This is a genomic window from Brachybacterium sp. UNK5269, from assembly GCF_049266655.1.
In the GTDB taxonomy this organism is placed as follows: Bacteria; Actinomycetota; Actinomycetes; order Actinomycetales; family Dermabacteraceae; genus Brachybacterium.
The window spans coordinates 2,238,441-2,255,956 of record NZ_CP184883.1 but is presented as its reverse complement, the minus strand read 5'-3'; the positions used below and the strand labels follow the sequence as shown (position 1 = coordinate 2,255,956).

Sequence of the window (17,516 nt, the reverse complement as noted above, 5' to 3'; positions counted from 1 at the left end):
AGGACCCCTTCGCCCATGTCACAGCCCGTTCCCGGCAGCCCGGTGACCCCCCTCGCCGAGGATCTGCCCGTCCTGCGCGTCGCCGTGCTCGGTGCCGGCACCGTCGGCGGCGAGGTGCTGCGCCTGCTCTCCCAGCAGGGCGAGGAGCTGGCCCACCGCATCGGCGCCCGCCTCGAGGTGATCGGCGTGGCCGTGCGCGACCGCGGCCGGGATCGCGGGCAGCACGTGCCCGCGCACCTGCTCACCGAGGACGCCTCCCAGCTGGTGCGCGAGGCGGACCTGGTGATCGAGGTGATGGGCGGCATCGAGCCGGCCCGCTCCCTGCTGCTGGACGCGATGGCGCACGGCGCGAGCGTGGTCACCGCCAACAAGGCGCTGCTGGCCCAGGACGGCGTCTCCCTCTACGAGGCGGCCGACGACCACCGCGTGGACCTCTCCTTCGAGGCCGCCGTCGCCGGCGCCATCCCGCTGGTGCGCCCGGTGCGCGAGTCCCTCGCGGGCGACCGCATCCAGCGCGTGCTGGGCATCGTCAACGGCACCACCAACTACATCCTGGACGCCATGACCAGCACCGGGGCGAGCTTCGAGGACGCGCTCGCCACCGCGCAGGAGCTCGGCTACGCCGAGGCGGACCCGACGGCCGACGTGGAGGGGCACGACGCCGCCGCCAAGGCCTCGATCCTCGCCTCCCTCGCCTTCCACACCCGGGTGCGGCTCTCCGACGTCCACTGCGAAGGCATCACCGAGGTCACCGCGCAGGACATCGCCGCGGCCGGGCGGATGGGGCGCACCATCAAGCTGCTCTCGATCGTCGAGCGGATCCAGGAGGAGTACGGGGAGCGCATCTCGGCCCGCGTCTACCCCGCGCTGATCCCCGAGACGCATCCGCTGGCCTCAGTCTCCGAGGCCTACAACGCCGTGTTCATCGAGGCCGAGGCCGCCGGATCGCTCATGTTCTACGGCCAGGGCGCCGGCGGTGCCCCCACCGCCTCCGCAATCCTCGGCGACGTGGTCTCCGCCGCCCGGGCCCGGGTGCGCGGCGGCGTGGGGCCGCGGGAGTCGCGGTACGCGGAGCTCGAGCTGATCCCGCTCGACGAGCTGCGCAGCGCCTTCTACGTCTCGCTGACCGTGCAGGACCGCCCGGGTGTGCTCGCCGAGATCGCCGGCACCCTCTCCGGGTACGGGATCTCCATCTCCACCATCCATCAGGAGCTCATCGATCCGCAGGACGACGGGGGTGAGCCGGCCTCCGCGCACATCGGCATCAGCACCCATCGCGCGCTGGAGTCGTCGATGACCGCGTCGCTCGACGTGTTCTCCGCCACCTCGACGGTGCTGAGCATCGATTCCGTCCTGCGCATCGAAGGAGACTAAACCCCATGGCACACCAGTGGCGCGGCGTCCTCGCCGAGTACCGCGAGCACCTCCCCTTCGCCGACACCGACACCCTGCTGACCCTCGGCGAGGGCGGCACCCCGCTGGTGCCCGCCCCGGCCCTGTCGGCCGCCGTCGGTGCGGACGTGCACATCAAGGTCGAGGGGATGAACCCCACCGGCTCCTTCAAGGACCGCGGCATGGTCTCGGCGATGTCGAAGGCCCTGAACGACGGCGCCTCGGCCGTGGTCTGCGCCTCCACCGGCAACACCAGCGCCTCGGCCGCCGCCTACGCCACCGCCGCGGGACTGACCTGCGCGGTGCTGCTGCCGCAGGGGAAGATCGCCGCCGGGAAGCTCGCCCAGGCCGTGGTGCACGGCGCCCGGCTGATCCAGGTCGACGGGAACTTCGACGACTGCCTCGAGATCGCGCGCAAGCTCGACGCCGAGCACCCGATCGAGCTGGTGAACTCCGTCAACCCCTACCGCCTGCAGGGGCAGAAGACCGCCGCCTTCGAGGTGAGCGACGCCCTGGGGCGGGCCCCCGACATCCACGTGCTCCCCGTCGGCAACGCCGGCAACATCTCCGCCTACTGGATGGGGTACCGCGAGTACCACGAGGCCGGGGTCACCGACTCGCTGCCGCAGATGTGGGGCTTCCAGGCCGCCGGCGCCGCCCCCTTCGTGGCCGGTCACCCGATCACGCATCCGGAGACCATCGCCACCGCCATCCGGATCGGCGCCCCCGCCTCCTGGCACCTGGCGGTCGAGGCCCGCGACCACTCCGGCGGCCTCATCGACGCCGTCACCGACCAGCAGATCCTCGACGCCCAGAAGCTCCTGGCAGCCGAGGTCGGCATCTTCGTCGAGCCCGCCTCGGCGGCGGGCGTGGCGGGGCTGCTGCAGCAGTCCGAGCGCGGACTGGTCCCCGCCGGGGCGACCATCGCGATCACCGTCACCGGCAACGGACTCAAGGACATCGACACCGCCCTGTCCCAGCACGACCTCACCCCGACCGTGATCCCGGTGGACATCGCGGCCGCGGCGGAGGCCATCGGCCTGTGAGGATCCAGCACACCCGCATCTCCGTCCGGGTCCCGGCGACCTCCGCGAACCTCGGCCCCGGCTACGACTCGCTCGGACTGGCGCTGAACCTGTGCGACGACCTCTCGGTCGAGGCCACCACCGGCGGCGTCGAGGTCACGGTCGAGGGCGAGGGCGCGCAGTCGCTGCCGGCGGGGGAGGACCACCTGGTGGTGCGGGCCCTGCGCCGCGGCCTCGACCACGCCGGCGCCCCCCAGACCGGGCTGCATCTGCGGGCCGTGAACCGGATCCCCCACGGCCGGGGGCTGGGCTCGAGCGCGGCCGCGACCGTGGCGGGGCTGCTGCTGGCCCGCGGCATGCTCGCCGAGCCCGAGGCGCTCGACGACCAGGCCGTGCTGGAGCTGGCCACCGAGTTCGAGGGGCACCCCGACAACGCCGCCCCCGCCCTGCTCGGCGGGGTGGTGCTGTCCTGGATGCAGGGGGCCACCGCCCGCGCGGTCCCGCTGCGCCATGCCGAGGGCGTCCTGCAGCCGGTGGTGCTGCTGCCCCGGGCCACCCTGTCCACCCACCGCGCCCGGGACCTGCTGCCCGAGACCGTCCCGCACCGCGACGCGGCCTTCAACGCCGCCCGCTCCGCGCTGCTGGTCCACGCCCTCGCCGGTGACCCCGAGCTGCTCATGGAGGCCTCCGAGGACCGGCTCCACCAGGACCAGCGCGCCCCCGGCATGCCCGAGAGCGTCGAGCTGATGCGGGTGCTGCGCCGGGAGGGCCATCCGGCCGTGGTCTCCGGCGCGGGCCCCTCCGTGCTGGTGCTCTCGGCCCGCCGTGCGGAGCTGGCCCCGCTGGTGCGGGCCTTCGTGGTCGACCCCTCCGCCTGGCGGATCGCCGACGTCGCCCTCCGGCAGGTCCCCAGCGCCCCTGTGGTAGGTTGAGCCTGCGTCCAGGCGTCATCGCCCGACCGTGAACCCTGCAGCAGATCCCCTGGGGATGCTGCGCGCAGAGCTCCGCGTTCCGATGTGTTCCTCGACCGGCGTCCCGCATGGTCCTCGCGCACCACGCACGTCATGCCCGGCAGGCCCGTGCACGACGCCGACGCACCCCGAAGCACACCAGCAGGCCGCTCACGGATGCCCTGCACCGTGGGCACCACCCCTGCTCGGACCAGCCGCTGCGGCACCTGACATCCCCGTCCGGCGCTGCGCGGCACCCAGACCAGAACAGAGCCGATCACACGGCTCGACAGGAAGGAACCCGGGTGAACGACACCACCTCCGGCGCAGACCTTGCGGCGAAGAAGCTTCCCGAGCTGCAGGCCATCGCAGCCGAGCTCGGCATCAGAGGAGCTCGCCGCCTGCGCAAGGGCGAGCTGATCGACGCGATCCGCGCAGGCGGCTCCGCCTCCGGCGCCGCCTCGGCCCCGACCGCGCCCGCCCCCAGCGAGCAGAGCGCCCCCGGCGAGCAGAGCGAGCAGCCCGCGCTGCCCACCGAGCCGGCCGAGTCCGCCCCCGCCGAGCCCGCCCCGGCCGAGTCCGCCCCGGCGCAGCCGGAGCAGCGCACCGCCGGCCGCAGCCGCTCCCGCTCCCGCGGCGGTGACCAGGGCGCCGAGCGCGAGCAGGCCGCCACCACCCCCGACCTCGGGCTCGAGCTGCCCGAGCCCGGCCGCGGCCGCGGCGAGCGCCGCGCCCAGGACCGCGACGAGCACGGCGAGGAGCCCCGCTCCGGCGCCGATCGCCGCGACGGCCAGTCCCGCCAGGACCGCCAGCAGGGCTCCGGCCAGCAGGGTGCCGGCCAGCAGGGCTCCCGCGGCCAGGACCGCCAGCAGGGCGGCGCGCAGCGCCGCCGGCTCGAGGACATCGAGCTCCCGGACCGCTCCGGCGAGAGCGACGAGGACCGGGCGGGCGGCGACGGCTACGACGACGACCGCCGCGGCCGCTCCCGCAGCCGGAACCGCTCCCGCGACCGCAAGCGCCGCGGCCGCGGCGGCCCCGGCGAGGAGCAGAGCCCCCAGGGCCCGCGCAGCAGCCAGCCCCAGCAGAGCTCCGCGCCGGACGAGGCGGACGTGCGCGACGGCGAGGAGCTGATGCCCATCGCCGGCATCCTCGACATCCGCGACAACAACGCCTACGTCCGCACCACCGGCTACTTGCCCGGCCCCAGCGACGTGTTCGTCACCATGAACCAGGTCAAGCGCGCCGGCCTGCGCAAGGGCGATGCCATCACCGGCCAGGTGAAGGCTCCCCGCGACGGCGAGGACCACCAGGTCGAGCAGCCCTCCTACCAGGGCGGCAACCGCAACCGCCGCGGCAAGGGCAGCGGCGGTGCCAACCCCGGCAAGTTCGCGGCCCTGGTGCAGGTCGACACCGTCAACGGGATGCCGACGGAGCGGGCCCGCTCGCGGGTGGACTTCTCCAAGCTCACCCCGCTGTACCCGGAGGAGCGCCTGCGCCTGGAGACCACGCCCACCGCGATCGCCCCGCGACTGATCGATCTGGTCTCGCCGATCGGCAAGGGCCAGCGCGGCCTGATCGTCTCGCCGCCGAAGGCCGGCAAGACGATCGTCATGCAGCAGATCGCCAACGCGATCACCACGAACAACCCCGAGGTCCACCTCATGGTCGTGCTCGTCGACGAGCGCCCCGAGGAGGTGACCGACATGCAGCGCACCGTCAAGGGCGAGGTCATCGCCTCGACCTTCGACCGTCCCGCCTCGGACCACACGATCGTCGCCGAGCTCGCCATCGAGCGCGCGAAGCGGCTGGTCGAGATGGGCCGCGACGTGGTGGTGCTGCTCGACTCGCTGACCCGCCTCTCGCGCGCCTACAACCTCGCCGCTCCGGCCTCCGGCCGCATCCTCTCGGGCGGTGTGGACGCCTCGGCGCTGTACCCGCCCAAGCGGTTCTTCGGCGCCGCCCGCAACATCGAGCACGGCGGCTCGCTGACCATCCTCGCCTCGGCGCTGGTGGAGACCGGCTCGAAGATGGACGAGGTGATCTTCGAGGAGTTCAAGGGCACCGGCAACATGGAGCTGCGGCTCTCGCGCCACCTCGCGGACAAGCGCATCTTCCCGGCGGTGGACGTCAACGCCTCCGGCACCCGCCGCGAGGAGGTGCTGATGGGCAAGGAGGAGCTCGCCATCATGTGGAAGCTCCGCCGCGTGCTCGGCGCCCTCGAGCAGCAGCAGGCGCTGGAGATCCTCATGGAGCGGGTCAAGAAGACCCAGAGCAACCCCGAGTTCCTGATGACGGTCGCCAAGAACACCCCGAGCGTCAACGGCCGCAGCGCCGACTGATCTCCCGCGCACACGACGGGGCGGCTCCCAGCGGGGAGCCGCCCCGTCGTCGTCGTCGGAAGGCGGCCTCAGCCCTTGATCGCGCCGGCGGCGATGTTGGCGATGAAGTGCCGCGAGCCGATCAGGAACACCCCGATCAGCGGCAGCACGCTGATCAGCGCTCCGGCCATCACCATCCCGTAGTCGGTCAGGTACAGGGAGTTCAGGTTCTGCAGGGCGGTCTGCAGGGTCTGCCGCTCCGGATCGACCAGCACGATCAGCGGCTACACGTAGTCGTTCCAGGCCCCGATGAAGGTGAAGATGCCCAGGAACGCGAGGCCGCCGCGCAGCAGCGGCACCCCCACCCGCCAGTAGGTCGTGAAGAAGCCCGCGCCGTCGATCCTCGCGGACTCGATGAGCTCATCGGGGATCGAGCCCGCCGCCATCTGGCGCAGCAGGAAGATCCCGAAGGCGTTCGCGGCGCCGGGCACGATCAGCGCCTGCAGCGTGCCCACCCATCCCAGTTCCGACATGAGGATGAAGCTCGGCACCAGGGAGAGGCTGCCGGGGACCAGCATGGTGGCGATGAGCAGGATGAACAGGGGCCTGCGGCCCGGGAAGTCGAACTTCGCGAAGGCGAAGGCGGCCAGCGAGTCGAAGAACATCACCAGCACCGCGCAGGCGCCGGCGACGATGACGGTGTTCAGCAGCGACTGCAGCAGGTCGACGCTCCCGACGACGCTGCGCACGTTCTCCACGAAGCTGTCGCCGAGGGTCAGCTTCGGCGGGTACCCGAAGATCTCCGCGGTGGTCGAGGTGGACATCACCACCAGCCAGTAGAACGGGAAGATCGACAGCAGCACCCCGAGGATCACGCACAGGTGGGTGACGACGCCGGCGAGACGGCCGCGCGCCGCGTAGTGCGGGTTCATCGGCCGGCCGGCGGTGGGATCGGTGCGGGGCAGGGGATCCAGGAGGGTCATCGGCGGGCCTTCCTCGTCGAGCGGAGCAGAGGGGCGGCGGAGTCCTCGCCGCGTCCGGCGACCAGTCGCCAGTTGATGATCGCGAACACCGCGGCGATGAGGAACAGCGCCCAGGCGATCGCCGAGCCGTAGCCGAAGTCGAACTGGGTGAAGGCCTGGTTGTACTGGTACAGGACGATGGTCATCCCCGCCTCGCCCGCGCCGCCCCCGTTGCCCAGCAGCACCTGCGGCTCGGTGAAGAGGCTGAGGCCGCCGATGGTCGAGGTGATCACCGTGAACAGGATGATCGGGCGCATCAGCGGGATGGTGATCCGCCAGAACACCTGGCGCAGGTTCGCCCCGTCCACCTTGGCGGCGTCGTACAGGTCCGTGGGGACGGACTGCAGCCCGGCGAGATAGATGATGGCGTTGTACCCGGTGAACCTCCAGATCACCATCATCGCGATGGTCGCCTTGATGCCCCACGGGCTCGACAGCCAGGGGACCGCGTCGAGGCCCAGCGCCGTGAGCGCGGAGTTGACCAGCCCGAAGGTGTCGGAGAAGACCGAGCCGAACACGATCGCCATCGCCACCATCGAGGTGACGTTGGGCAGGAAGAACGCGACCCGGTAGAACTTCGTGAAGCGGATGTTCTGGTGCAGGAGGAAGGCGATCACCATGGCGAGGAACAGCATGGGGACCGTGGAGAGGAACCAGATGACGAAGGTGTTGCCGACGGCGTTCCAGAAGCGGCCGTCGCGGATCAGGAACTCGTACTGGGCGAGGCCGACGAAGGAGACCTCCCCCATCCCGTCCCAGTCGGTGAAGGACAGCACCACGGAGAACAGGATGGGGAAGAGTCCGAAGACGGCGAAGAGCGCGTAGAAGGGGGAGATGGCCGCGTACAGCGGCAGCGTCTCGCGCAGCTTCCGGCGGCGCCTGGCGCGGGCGTCCCGCAGCGGCGCCCGGCCCGGGGCGGGAGCGGAGACGGCGGACGGGGCGGCGGTGGTCGTCATGCGCGGACCCCTCGCTTGGCGAGCACCTTCTCCGCCTGGGCGACCGCGTCGTCCCAGGCCCGCTCCGGATCCTTGCCGGAGGTCTCGACATTGGTGAGCTCGAGGGTGAAGGCTCCGCCGATGACGGTCTCCCAGGTGCTGATGAACGACTCGGGGACGGATTCCGCGGCGGCCGAGAAGAAGGCCAGCGGATCCTGGTCGCCGTAGAAGTCCCCGGTGTAGCTGAGCTCGTCGAAGGAGGCGGGTGTGGAGGGGAACAGCTGCACGTCCCGGTAGGCCGCGGCCTGGTTCGCCGGGGAGTTGATCCAGACCAGGAACGCGAGCGCGGCCTCGGGGTCCTTGCAGGTGTGGGGGAGGGCGGCGAAGGAGCCGCCGTTGTTGCCCGGTCGCACCGGCTGGGAGGCCAGGCGCCATGCCCCGGCGGTGTCCGGGGCGGAGTCGGCCAGGACCTGCGTCCACCAGGCCGCGCTGATGTTCCCGGCGGTGCGGCCGCCGGCCCAGGCCGCGTTCTGGTCGGTGCCGCGGTCCCGGGGGATCTTCGCGGTGATGCCGGCCGCGATGGCGGCGACCGCGGTGTCCCAGGCCCGGCGCACGGCGCTGTCGGGCGCCGGGTACAGCGCGGCGTCGTCCGCGTCGAAGTAGCGCTCCGGGCTCGAGTTCAGGAACGCCTCGTAGACGTTCTGCGCGTCGTTGACCATGAAGGCGTCGGCGGCGCCCCTCAGCTCGGTGCCCAGCGCGATCCAGTCCTCCCAGGTGGTGATCGCGGCGGAGACCTCCGCGGGGGAGCTGGGCAGCCCCGCCTGCTCGAACACGTCCTGGCGGTAGAAGAAGCCGGTCGGCCCGATGTCCAGCGGGAAGAAGCGGAAGCGACCCGTCGGGGTGGTCCCCAGATTCCACTTCCAGTCGTAGAAGTCGTCCTTCACCGCGTCCGCGCCCAGCTCGCCGAGATCCAGGAAGAGGTCCTCGTTGGTGAAGTAGAGGGCGTTGTTGGAGTTGATGTAGGTGATGTCGGGGATGTACGCCTTGCCGGCCAGGCTCGTGCGCAGCTTGGTGTCGAAGGAGGTCCCGATGAGGTCCGCCCGCAGATGGCGCTCCGTGCCCGGGATCTGCCCGGTGGTCTGCGCGATCAGCTCCGGGCTGGCGGAGCGGTCCCAGTACCACATGACCAGTTCGTCGGGGTCCTCGGAGATGCTGGGGTCGGATCCGCATCCGGCCAGGACGAGCGGGGCCAGGGCCGCGCCTCCCAGCAGGGACCGGCGGGACAGGGGGCGCGGCGGTGGTGCGCTCCGGTGGGGCTGACGTGCGGTCGCGGTGCTCATGCGCACCCTCCTCATTGAGTGGCGTCCGGGGCCGTGAACGTTCACGGGTGACGCAGATCATGACAGCGCGCCAAAATGGTGTCAACGGTGCGGTCATGGACCGTCATCGGCTAGCGTGGGAGTGCCGTGAACGTTCACGGCACGTCCGGGCCCCGCCTGCGACGTCCCGCGACCCCGACCCGAAGGACGACGACGTCTCCATGAGCTCCTCTTCTGCACCCTTCCGCTGGGCCGTCCTCGGCCCGGGCGGCATCGCCCGCCGCTTCGCCACCCAGCTGCCCTCCTCGCACGACGGCGTGCTGGTGGCCGTGGGCAGCTCCTCTCCCGAGCGCGCCCGCACCTTCGCCGAGGAGTTCCCGCTCGAGCAGCCGGCCCTGGTGGGCACCTACGAGGAGGTCCTGGCCTCCGACGAGGTCGACGCCGTCTACGTCTCCACCGTCCACACCGGCCACGCCCAGCTGGTCGCCGCCGCCCTCGAGGCCGGCAAGCACGTGCTGTGCGAGAAGCCGATGACCCCGAACGCCGGCACCACGATGGCGCTCACCGATCTGGCCGCCCGCAGCGGCCGGGTGCTCCTCGAGGCGTACATGTACCGCTTCCACCCGCAGACCGTGAAGGTCCTCGAGCTGGTCGCCGAGGGCGCGATCGGCGAGATCCTCCACATCGACGCCTCCTTCTCCTTCGACACCCGCGGCCGCACCGGTCGCCTGTTCGACCCGGCCACCGCCGGGGGCGGCATCCTGGACGTGGGCTGCTACCCGCTCTCCTACGCCCGCTTCGTCGCCGGCGCCGCGCAGGGCGCGGCCTTCGCCGACCCGCTGAGCCTGCGGGGCCGCGGCACCCTGGGGGAGACCGGGGTCGACGAATGGGCCGGCGCCCAGCTGACCTTCCCGGGCGGGATCACCGCCAGCCTGCGCACCGGCACCCGCCTGGCGGACCCGCAGTCGGCCACGATCACCGGCGCGCGCGGCGTGATCCGTCTGGCCGACCCGTGGACCCTGGGCGAGGCGCAGGTCATCGAGCTCGACGTGGTCGGCGAGGATCCCCGGCGCCTGGAGATCCCCTCGGCCGCCCCCTACGCCCTGGAGGCCGACGCCCTCGCGCGGGCCGCCCGGGAGGGCGGGGCCGTCCCCGAGCTCAGCGGGGAGAACTCGCTCGGTCAGGCGCGGGCGCTGGACCGCTGGCGCGAGGAGATCGCACTGCGCTACCCCTTCGAGGCCGACGACGCCGACGTCCCCACCCTCACCGGCCGGCCGCTGGTCGCGGGCAGCGTGCAGGTCGGACCGGCGATGACCTACGGGAGCATCCCGGGGATCGACAAGCAGGTCTCGCGCCTGGTGATGGGCTGCGACAACCAGCTGAACCTCACCCACGCCTCGGCCATGTTCGACGCCTTCTTCGAGATCGGGGGCACCACCTTCGACACCGCCTACATCTACGGCGGCGGCCACATCGAGAAGCTGTTCGGGCAGTGGGTGCGCAACCGCGGGGTGCGCGAGGACGTCGTGGTCATCACCAAGGGCGCGCACACCCCCCACTGCGACCCCGAGTCAATCACCCGCCAGCTCGAGGAGTCCCTCGAGCGGCAGGGCACCGACTACGCGGACATGTACATGATGCACCGCGACAATCCGGAGATCCCGGTCGGGGAGTTCGTCGACGTGATGGACGAGCACCTGCGCGCCGGCCGCATCCGCGCCTACGGCGGCTCGAACTGGACGCCCGCGCGGGTGGACGAGGCCAACGCCTACGCCCGCGCCAACGGCCGCACCGGCTTCTCCATCCTCTCGAACCACTTCGGGCTCGCCGAGGCGCTGGACGTGCCGTGGGCCGGCTGCGTCCACGCCACCGACGCCGAGTCCAAGGCCTGGCTCGAGGACCGCGGCATCGCGCTGCTGCCCTGGTCCTCCCAGGCGCGCGGATTCTTCACCGGTCGCGCCCGTCCCGAGGACCGCTCCGACGCGGAGCTGGTGCGCTGCTACTACAGCGACGAGAACTTCGAGCGGCTGGCCCGGGCGGAAGCCCTCGGCGCGGAGCGGGGCGTGCCCGCCACCGCGATCGCGCTCGCCTTCGTGCTGCACCAGAAGTTCCCGACCTTCCCGCTGTTCGGCCCCCGCAGCATCGCGGAGATGCGCTCCTCGACGCTCGGACTCGGGGTCGAGCTGACCGAGGCCGAGCTGGCCTGGCTGGACCTGCGGTCCGAGTCCCGGTGAGCACCCCCGGGCGGCGGCCCACGATCATCGACGTCGCGCAGCGCGCCGGGGTCTCCCGGCAGACCGTCTCGCGCGCGATGAACGACATGGCCGGCATCAGCGCCGCCACCCGGGAGCGGGTGCTCGCCGCCGCCCGGGAGCTGAACTACCGCCCCTCCCGCTTCGGCCGCGGCCTGGTCGAGCAGGGCCCGATCACCCTCGGGCTGGTCGTCATGGACCTGTCCAACGCCTACTTCGCGGAGCTGGGGGCGGCGGTGGTGCGGGCCTGCGCGGCGCGGGGATGGAACGTCGTGCTGGCGGAGGCCGAGCATGCCGCCGACCCCGCGAACGTCGCCGCCGAGCTCGCCCGCCGGGTCGATGCGATCGTCGGCTACGGGGTGCTGACCGGCGGGATCCGGGGCGGGGCCGGGATGCCGGTGGTGCGCCTGGACGGCTCCCCCGAGCAGCTCGACGAGGGCGGGGTGGTCGAGCTCGCCCCCGCGCAGGCGCTGGCGGACCTGGCCGGGCACCTGCGCCGGGCCGGCGTGCGCCGGCCGGCGGTGATCGATCTGCGCGGCGGCCCGGTCGGGGAGCGGGCACGCGCCGTGGCCGCCGCGCTGCACGCGGTCAGCGAGGACGGGTCGGTGCCGATCCACGAGGCCGATCCCCTGCACGGGCACCGCGAGGTGCTCGAGGCGGTGCTGGCCGGCGGCGCCGACGCGCTGGTGGCCTTCAACGACGTCCTGGCCGTCCGGCTGCTGCGCGCGCTGCGGGCGCTCGACGTCGCGGTGCCGGAGCGGCTGCGGCTGGTCGGCGTCGACGGGCTCGAGATCGGCGCCCTGGTCACCCCCGAGCTCACCACCCTGGCGATCGACATCGAGGCCGTCGCCCGCGAGACGGTGGACCTGGTGGCCGGGATGCTGGAGGGCTCGGCGCCGCTGCGGGGGACGGGCGCCCACCGGGTCGTGCCCTACCGGCTGGAGGTGCGGGCCTCGACCTGAGCGCGATGTTGCGCACGCCGCACCGCGAGCCCTCGCGTCGGCGGAGGCCGCCATGGCAGACTGGGCGGTCGGTTCTGGTTCACGGTGCCCGCCGGGCGCCGACCCAGCGACCTCACGAAGGAGAGACATGAAGGCTGACATCCACCCCCAGTACGTCGAGACCCAGGTGACCTGCACCTGCGGCAACTCGTTCACCACCCGCAGCACCAAGACCGACGGGGCCATCAGCACCGAGGTCTGCTCCGCGTGCCACCCCTTCTACACCGGCAAGCAGAAGATCCTGGACACCGGCGGCCGCGTGGCCCGCTTCCAGGCCCGCTACGGCAAGAAGAACGCCTGACAGCAGTCTCCGACGCCGGTGTGCGCCTCTGGGCGGGCACCGGCGTCGTCGCATGTGAGGGCCCCGCGATGACGAAGGAGTGCGATGAGCGTGCCCGATGATGGTGACCGCCTCGCGCCCCTGCGCCAGGAGCACGCCCGCCTGCAGGAGTCGCTGGCCGACCCCGCCCTCCACGACGACCCCGCCCGCGCCCGCCGCGTCGGCCGACGCTATGCGGAGCTCGACGCGGTCCTCGCCGCCGCCGCGCAGGCCGAGAGCACCGCCGCGGACCTCGAGACCGCCCTCGAGCTCGCCGAGCTGGGGGAGGGGGACGAGGAGCTCGCCGCCGAGACCGAGCAGCTCCGCACCCGCCTCGCGACCGAGCGGGAGACGCTCGAGGACCTGCTGGCCCCCCGCGACCCGGACGATGCCCGCGACGTGATCCTGGAGATCAAGGCCGGCGCCGGCGGCGAGGAGTCCGCCCTGTTCGCCGCCGAGCTGCTGCGCATGTACCGCGGCTACGCCGAGTCCCGGGGCTGGCGCACCGAGGTGCTGACCTCCGCCGAGTCCGAGCTGGGCGGCCTCAAGGACGTCACCGTCGCGATCACCGCCCGCGGCACCGGCACCCCGGCCGACGGCGTCTACGCCCGCCTCAAGCACGAGGCGGGCGTGCACCGGGTCCAGCGGGTCCCGGTCACCGAGTCGCAGGGCCGCATCCACACCTCCGCGGTGGGGGTGGTGGTGCTCCCGGAGGCCGACGAGGCCGACGAGGCCGAGGTCCTCGCCGAGGCCATGGCCCCGGCCAACCTGCGCATCGACGTCTTCCGCTCCAGCGGGCCGGGAGGGCAGAGCGTGAACACCACCGACTCCGCGGTGCGCATCACCCACCTGCCCACCGGCACCGTGGTCTCCTGCCAGGACCAGAAGAGCCAGCTGCAGAACCGCGAGCAGGCGCTGCGGATCCTGCGCACCCGCCTGCTGGACGCCCGCCGCGCCGAGCAGGAGCAGCAGTCCTCCGCCGCCCGGCGCTCGCAGGTGCGCACCGTGGACCGCAGCGAGCGCATCCGCACCTACAACTTCCCCGAGTCGCGGGTCGCCGACCACCGCACCGGCTACAAGGCCGGCAACCTGGCCCAGGTCCTCGCCGGGGACCTCGAGGACCTCATCGCGTCCTCGCGCACCGCCGAGCGGGCGGCCCGCCTGGCCGATGCCCAGCGCGGCGCCGCGGAGGAGACCCGGTGAGCGACGACCTCGCGGTCCGCGCCCGTCTGCGCGCCGCCCTCGCGCAGACCACCCGGCGACTGGGCGAGGCCGGCGTCCCCTCGCCGAGCGTGGACGCCCGGGCCCTGATCGCCGCCGCGGCCCGCAGCGAGCGGCCCCTGGTGCTGCTGGAGACGCTGCCGGAGAGCTTCGGCGCCGAGCTAGAGGAGTTCACCGTCCGCCGGGAGCGCCGGGAACCGCTGCAGCTGATCCTCGGCCGCGCCCCGTTCCGCCGGCTGATGCTCACCGTGCGGCCCGGGGTCTTCATCCCCCGCCCGGAGACCGAGCTCGCCGTGGACCTGCTGCGCGAGCACCTGCGCGGACCGCTCGAGCTGGTGGCGGACCTGTGCTCCGGCACCGGCGCCCTGGGCGCCGCGGTCCTCGACGAGATCCCCGCCGCCCGGGTGCTGGCGGTCGAGGTCGAGCCCGCCGCGGCGGCGCTGAGCGCGGAGAACCTCGAGGCCGCCGGTCCCGGCCGCGGCAGCGTGGTCCGGGCCGACCTCACCGGGCCGGTCCCGCAGCTCGCGGCGGCCGCGCCCATCGACGCGATCCTGTCCAACCCGCCGTACATCCCGCCGGATGCCGTGCCCCGCGATGCGGAGGTGCTGGATCACGACCCCCACCGCGCCCTCTTCGGCGGCGGCGCCGACGGTCTCGGGGTGCCGCGCGCCGTGATCGCCTGGGCCGTGCACCTGCTGCGACCCGGGGGAGTGCTCGTCATGGAGCATGCCGACGTGCAGGGCGCCGCCGCCCGCGCCGCCGCCGCCGACAGCGGCGGCTTCGACCTGATCAGAACCGCCCCCGATCTGACCGGCCGCGACCGCTTCCTGGTCGCGCGCCGCGCGGACGGGGCACCATCCCCTGGAAGTGAGAGACTGACCCGGTGAGCGTGCACGACACCCAGAACCCAGACACCCGCGAGGACGCCCTCGCCGCCGCCGTCGACGCCGTCCGCAGCGGCGACCTGATCGTCCTGCCGACGGACACCGTCTACGGCATCGGCGCCGACGCGTTCACGCCGGCCGCGGTCGAGGCCCTGCTCGAGGCCAAGGGACGCGGGCGGGACACGCCGCCGCCGGTGCTGATCGGCGACCACGCCGTGCTGCTCGCCCTGGCCGCCGACCTCCCGGACTACGTCGAGGAGCTCACCGAGGAGCTCTGGCCCGGCGCGCTGACCCTGATCCTCACCGCCCAGCCCTCCCTGACCTGGGACCTGGGGGAGACCCGCGGCACCGTCGCGCTGCGCATGCCCGACGACGAGACCGCCCTGGAGCTGCTGCGCCGCACCGGCCCGCTCGCCGTCTCCAGCGCCAACCGCCACGGCCGGCCCGCCGCCACCACGGTGCTCGAGGCCGCCACCCAGCTCGGCGACTCCGTCGAGATCTACCTCGACGGCGGGCTCGCCCGCCTCGGCTCCAGCTCCACCATCTTGGACACCACCGTCACCCCGGCGCAGATCGTCCGCGAGGGCGCGATCACCAGGGAGCGGATCATCGAGGTGGTCGGCGACATCTTCACCGCCCCCGAGCCCGAGCCGTCGGCCGACCAGGACGCCGCCGACGCCGCCGACGCGGCCGAGGCCCCGGACGCCCCCGAGGACGGGGCAACGGTCCCCGAGGACGCCGCGGCGCAGGCCGAGCAGGTCGAGCCGGGCGGGGTGCTCGACCTGCCCTCCGAGCCGGAGCTCGCCTCCCCGAGCGAGCCGGAGCCGGTCGCCGAGACCCCCCTGACCGGGTTCGGCGAACCGCTCGCCACCGCCGACGCGCCCGCCGCCGAGGACGGGAGCCCGGCCGAGGCGCGGCCGGGGCGCACCGCCGGGTGAGGATCTATCTCTTCCTGCTGCTGATCTCCGCAGCGGTGACCTATCTGGTCACCCCTGCCGTGAGACTGCTGGCACGGCGCGCCGGGGCGATGACCGCGGTGCGCGACCGGGACGTGCACGACGCGGTGACGCCGCGGCTGGGCGGGCTGGCGATGTTCGCCGGCGTCGCCGCGGCGATGCTCATCGCGAGCAACGTCCCCTTCCTCGAGGGGCTCTTCCAGGACTCCCGCCAGCCCTTCGCGATCCTCGCGGCCGCGGGCCTGGTGTGCCTGCTCGGGGCGGCCGACGACAAATGGGACCTGGACTGGGTCACCAAGCTCGCGGGGCAGGTGCTGGCCGCCGTGCTGCTCGCCTGGCAGGGCGTGAGCCTGGTGACGCTGCCGATCGGCGGCGTCACCGTGCTCTCCGGGCGCACCGCCCTCATCCTCACCGTGCTGGTGGTGGTGATCAGCATGAACGCCGTGAACTTCGTGGACGGGCTGGACGGGCTCGCGGCCGGGGTGATGGCGATCGGCGGCTCGGCCTTCTTCCTCTACGCCTACACGCTCACCCGCAGCGCCTCCACCACCGACTACTCATCGCTCGCGGCGCTGCTGACCGCGGTGCTGATCGGGGCGTGCCTGGGCTTCCTGCCGCACAACATGACCCGGGCGCGGATCTTCATGGGGGACTCCGGCTCGATGATGCTGGGACTGCTGCTGGCGGCCAGCACCATCGCGGTGACCGGCCAGGTCGATCCCGGCCGCCTCTCCGGGGCGGACTTCTTCGGCCAGTTCCTGCCGATCCTGATCCCGATGGGGGTGATGGTGATCCCCTTCCTCGACTTCGCGCTGGCGGTGGTGCGCCGGATCGGCTCGGGCAGGTCCCCCTTCCACGCCGACCAGGCCCATCTGCACCACCGTCTGCTGGGCATCGGCCACAGCAAGCGCACCGCCGTGCTGATCATGTACACCTGGACCGTCGTGATCTCGGTGGGACTGCTGCTGCCGCTGCTGGTCCCCCTCCGCGCCGTGGTGATCTTCTGGGCGTGCGGCCTGCTGCTGGCGCTCCTGCTCACCTTCGACCCGCTCAGGTGGCGCCCCGGGCGCCATCGGAAGGACTCCCATGTCTCCTGAACCCCAGAGCCCTGCGACCCCGCGCACCCGCCGTCCGCGCCGCGCCGCCGGCGACCGCGCCATGCAGCGCGCGACGCTGGTGGCCCTCGTCGTCGGCCTGCTGCTCGACGCCGTGGTGATCGCCGTGTCGGCGACCCGCGAGGACCCCTCGGCGCTGCTGGGCGCTCTCGTCGGCACCGCGCTCACGCTGGTGATGGTGCTGCCGACGGTGGCGATCACCTTCGTGGGCAAGCGCCTGACGCCGGTGGCCATGGCCGCCACGGTGCTGGGCAGCTGGGCCGTCAAGATGCTCGTTGTGATCCTCGTCCTGGTCGCCGTCCAGGACCTCGCGAGCGTCTCCACCCGGTGGATCGGGCTGGCACTGCTGGTCGGCGCGGTCTCGGCGGTGGTGGTGGAGGCGGTGCTGCTGGCGCGCGCCCGCCACCCGCTCGAGGTGCAGGCCCCGGACGCCGCGACGGACGAGCCGGATCCCCAGGTTCGGCCGTGACTCTCTGTTATGCTTCCCGAGGCGCTGAACTGCAGATCACGGGGCATAACCGTGACCTGGGACGCGCTGATCGAGGCCCCGGGAACGCCATCGTGCCGTCCATCGGCGGACGGACCCGGCATCTGCGGGGCACGACCTCGATCCAGTCAGACCATCCGGGCCGTCCACGACGGTCGCACCACCCTGGGAGATCGAGCTGAACACCGCAGACACCAGTCCGGCACTGCTGGCAGAGGACGACTCCTTCTTCCACATCCCCACGCTGGGTGAGTTCTTCCCCCCGGCGATCCTGTTCGAGGGGACCATCTTCGAGTTCAACCGCGTCCAGCTGGTGCGGC

General features: G+C 72.9%; 16 protein-coding genes. 12 read left to right on the top strand and 4 right to left on the bottom strand.

The window, feature by feature from the left end:
- The first annotated feature begins 15 nt into the window (after positions 1-15).
- The 4 genes from ACOJUI_RS10525 to rho all read left to right on the top strand — a co-directional run bounded on the left by ACOJUI_RS10525 (position 16) and on the right by rho (position 5,706).
- A complete protein-coding gene (locus tag ACOJUI_RS10525) occupies positions 16-1,374 on the top strand; it encodes a homoserine dehydrogenase (RefSeq protein ID WP_422114919.1) in 1,359 nt (452 codons plus the stop codon).
- Between the two features lie 5 nt (positions 1,375-1,379).
- Positions 1,380-2,438 carry a threonine synthase gene (gene thrC, locus ACOJUI_RS10520; RefSeq protein WP_422114918.1) on the top strand — a complete coding sequence of 353 codons (1,059 nt, stop codon included), beginning with the start codon at positions 1,380-1,382 and terminating at the stop codon, positions 2,436-2,438.
- The gene (thrB, locus tag ACOJUI_RS10515; RefSeq protein WP_422114917.1) at positions 2,435-3,349 is read left to right on the top strand and encodes a homoserine kinase; all 915 of its coding nucleotides are present in this window, start codon (positions 2,435-2,437) and stop codon (positions 3,347-3,349) included. Before thrC ends, thrB begins: the two co-directional genes overlap by 4 nt.
- Positions 3,350-3,672: 323 nt before the next feature.
- Positions 3,673-5,706: a transcription termination factor Rho gene (gene rho, locus ACOJUI_RS10510; RefSeq protein WP_422114916.1), complete on the top strand. Its 2,034-nt coding sequence runs from the start codon at positions 3,673-3,675 to the stop codon at positions 5,704-5,706.
- Positions 5,707-5,774: 68 nt separating this feature from the next.
- Here rho and ACOJUI_RS10505 read toward each other — a convergent pair whose 3' ends face one another.
- Genes ACOJUI_RS10505 through ACOJUI_RS10490 form a run of 4 tightly spaced genes read right to left on the bottom strand, consistent with a single transcriptional unit; the run spans position 5,775 to position 8,982 of the window.
- Positions 5,775-5,960: a hypothetical protein gene (locus ACOJUI_RS10505; protein ID WP_422114915.1), complete on the bottom strand. Its 186-nt coding sequence runs from the start codon at positions 5,958-5,960 to the stop codon at positions 5,775-5,777.
- A gap of 9 nt (positions 5,961-5,969) precedes the next feature.
- Positions 5,970-6,668 (bottom strand): carbohydrate ABC transporter permease, encoded by a 699-nt coding sequence (locus tag ACOJUI_RS10500; protein ID WP_422114914.1) that lies wholly within the window; start codon positions 6,666-6,668, stop codon positions 5,970-5,972.
- The gene (locus ACOJUI_RS10495; protein WP_422114913.1) at positions 6,665-7,663 is read right to left on the bottom strand and encodes a carbohydrate ABC transporter permease; all 999 of its coding nucleotides are present in this window, start codon (positions 7,661-7,663) and stop codon (positions 6,665-6,667) included. The genes ACOJUI_RS10500 and ACOJUI_RS10495 overlap by 4 nt, the downstream gene beginning before the upstream one ends.
- Positions 7,660-8,982 (bottom strand): extracellular solute-binding protein, encoded by a 1,323-nt coding sequence (locus ACOJUI_RS10490; protein ID WP_422114912.1) that lies wholly within the window; start codon positions 8,980-8,982, stop codon positions 7,660-7,662. The genes ACOJUI_RS10495 and ACOJUI_RS10490 overlap by 4 nt, the downstream gene beginning before the upstream one ends.
- A 200-nt stretch (positions 8,983-9,182) precedes the next feature.
- Between ACOJUI_RS10490 and ACOJUI_RS10485 the strand changes: the two genes are divergently transcribed.
- The 8 genes from ACOJUI_RS10485 to ACOJUI_RS10450 all read left to right on the top strand — a co-directional run bounded on the left by ACOJUI_RS10485 (position 9,183) and on the right by ACOJUI_RS10450 (position 17,178).
- Positions 9,183-11,195, top strand: coding sequence for an aldo/keto reductase (locus ACOJUI_RS10485; RefSeq protein ID WP_422114911.1), 2,013 nt, complete (start codon positions 9,183-9,185; stop codon positions 11,193-11,195).
- Entirely contained in the window at positions 11,192-12,175 is a 984-nt protein-coding gene (locus ACOJUI_RS10480; RefSeq protein WP_422114910.1) for a LacI family DNA-binding transcriptional regulator, read from the top strand. The genes ACOJUI_RS10485 and ACOJUI_RS10480 overlap by 4 nt, the downstream gene beginning before the upstream one ends.
- Before the next feature lie 127 nt (positions 12,176-12,302).
- Complete coding sequence (rpmE, locus tag ACOJUI_RS10475) at positions 12,303-12,515, top strand: 50S ribosomal protein L31 (protein ID WP_422114909.1); 213 nt, start codon at positions 12,303-12,305, stop codon at positions 12,513-12,515.
- A gap of 84 nt (positions 12,516-12,599) precedes the next feature.
- A complete protein-coding gene (prfA, locus tag ACOJUI_RS10470) occupies positions 12,600-13,736 on the top strand; it encodes a peptide chain release factor 1 (protein WP_422114908.1) in 1,137 nt (378 codons plus the stop codon).
- Positions 13,733-14,641: a N5-glutamine methyltransferase family protein gene (locus tag ACOJUI_RS10465; RefSeq protein ID WP_422114907.1), complete on the top strand. Its 909-nt coding sequence runs from the start codon at positions 13,733-13,735 to the stop codon at positions 14,639-14,641. Before prfA ends, ACOJUI_RS10465 begins: the two co-directional genes overlap by 4 nt.
- Complete coding sequence (locus ACOJUI_RS10460; protein WP_422114906.1) at positions 14,638-15,576, top strand: L-threonylcarbamoyladenylate synthase; 939 nt, start codon at positions 14,638-14,640, stop codon at positions 15,574-15,576. The genes ACOJUI_RS10465 and ACOJUI_RS10460 overlap by 4 nt, the downstream gene beginning before the upstream one ends.
- A complete protein-coding gene (locus tag ACOJUI_RS10455) occupies positions 15,573-16,691 on the top strand; it encodes an MraY family glycosyltransferase (RefSeq protein WP_422114905.1) in 1,119 nt (372 codons plus the stop codon). Before ACOJUI_RS10460 ends, ACOJUI_RS10455 begins: the two co-directional genes overlap by 4 nt.
- Positions 16,681-17,178, top strand: coding sequence for a hypothetical protein (locus tag ACOJUI_RS10450; RefSeq protein ID WP_422114904.1), 498 nt, complete (start codon positions 16,681-16,683; stop codon positions 17,176-17,178). The genes ACOJUI_RS10455 and ACOJUI_RS10450 overlap by 11 nt, the downstream gene beginning before the upstream one ends.
- Positions 17,179-17,516 lie beyond the last annotated feature (338 nt).